General features: G+C 72.0%; 1 protein-coding gene. It reads right to left on the reverse strand.

Annotated features, from left to right (window positions below):
* A partial coding sequence (locus tag NA4_RS38175; protein WP_245671803.1) for a condensation domain-containing protein occupies window positions 1–796 on the reverse strand: 796 nt, incomplete at both ends.

Below are 796 nucleotides of genomic sequence, written 5' to 3' on the forward strand. Positions count from 1 at the left end.
TGGGCAGCGCCAGCTCGTCGGGGACGCCGTCGAGCGTGCGCCGCCAGTGCGCGACCTGCTTGGCCAGCAGTGAGTCGGGATTCTCCTCGGCGCCGAGGATCTCGCGCTGCCACACCGCGAAGTCGGCGTACTGCACCGCCAGCGGCGCCCAACCGGGGGCGGCGCCGGTGCTGCGCGCGGTGTAGGCGGTCATCACGTCGCGGGTCAGCGGGCCCATGGAGAAACCGTCGGCCGCGATGTGGTGCACCACGACGACGAGCACGTGCTCCTCAGGTCCCGCCGCGTACAGCCGGGTGCGCAGCGGAACCTCTTCGGCCACATCGAATCCGGTGCTGACGAACTCGGTCACCGCCGCGGTGAGCTCCGCCGGATCCACCGCGACCGGATGCAGGTCCAGGGTGATGTCCTCGCCCGCCACGATCACCTGGACCGGCGTGCCGCCGTGCTCTGGGTAGCGGGTGCGCAGCGACTCGTGCCTGCGCACCACGTCGGCGACCGCCAGCTGCAGCGCCTCCACGTCCAGGGCACCGGTGAGCCTGATGGCGATCGGCAGGTTGTAGGCCGCCGAGGCGGTGTCGTACTTGTTCAGGAACCACATGCGCTGCTGCGCGAACGACAGCGGCACCAATTCGTCGGCGGCCCGCTCGCGGGCGACCAAACGCGCCCGGGCGGCACCGTCGGCGTGCGATTCCACCCGCGCGGCAAGGGCTTCCACGGTAGAGGCCTCGAACAGGGTGCGCACCGCGACGGTGGCGCCGAGCGCGGCGCCGATGCGGGCGACCACCCTGGTGGCGAT

Origin of the sequence: Nocardia amamiensis NBRC 102102, from assembly GCF_001612745.1 — a bacterium.
GTDB lineage: Bacteria > Actinomycetota > Actinomycetes > Mycobacteriales > Mycobacteriaceae > Nocardia > Nocardia amamiensis.